The sequence below is a fragment of the Acinetobacter lwoffii genome (assembly GCF_022967985.1).
In the GTDB taxonomy this organism is placed as follows: domain Bacteria; phylum Pseudomonadota; class Gammaproteobacteria; order Pseudomonadales; family Moraxellaceae; genus Acinetobacter.
In genome coordinates this window covers 1-404 of the sequence record NZ_JALJVC010000059.1, presented here as the reverse complement: position 1 = coordinate 404, position 404 = coordinate 1, and the positions used below count along the sequence as shown (strand labels likewise).

Genomic DNA, 404 nt, shown 5'->3' with positions numbered 1-404 from the left:
CTAATTTCGTATCATCGCCATTATGTTAAATGGCTTTAATTTTGCTTAGCCCTATATTCATTAAATGCTAGAAGCATTCCCTCTTTTTGTTCTGCGGAGGCATCTGGAAATGAATAAAATCTTTCATAATCTTTTCTAAATTGGCTGCTTTCAATTCTTTTAGCTAAGTCATCAATAAAACCTTTTCCTTGAGTCTGATATTCCTGAATCGTTTGTTTATCTAGGCAGATAGTTTTTGCCCAAGAAACTGCACTCATATTTATACAAACATTGAGGTATATATTTTCGCTATCCTCATATAGTTCCCCAAAATAAGGCTCTATTTCTATAAGTTGCATTTCACTAGTATTTCCAAACTTTTAATTATTTCTAAAATTAACATAATACACGTTATACGAAATTCT

Annotated in this window: 1 protein-coding gene; it reads right to left on the bottom strand. The window is 30.9% G+C overall.

Annotation, left to right across the window (positions count from 1 at the left end):
• Nucleotides 1-35 precede the first annotated feature (35 nt).
• Entirely contained in the window at nucleotides 36-338 is a 303-nt protein-coding gene (locus MWG72_RS15475; protein WP_247144432.1) for a hypothetical protein, read from the bottom strand.
• Nucleotides 339-404 lie beyond the last annotated feature (66 nt).

Coding starts and splice junctions, on each gene's coding strand:
- MWG72_RS15475 (WP_247144432.1), bottom strand. CDS start 338: ATGCAACTTATAGAAATAGAGCCTTATTTTGGGGAACTATATGAGGAT.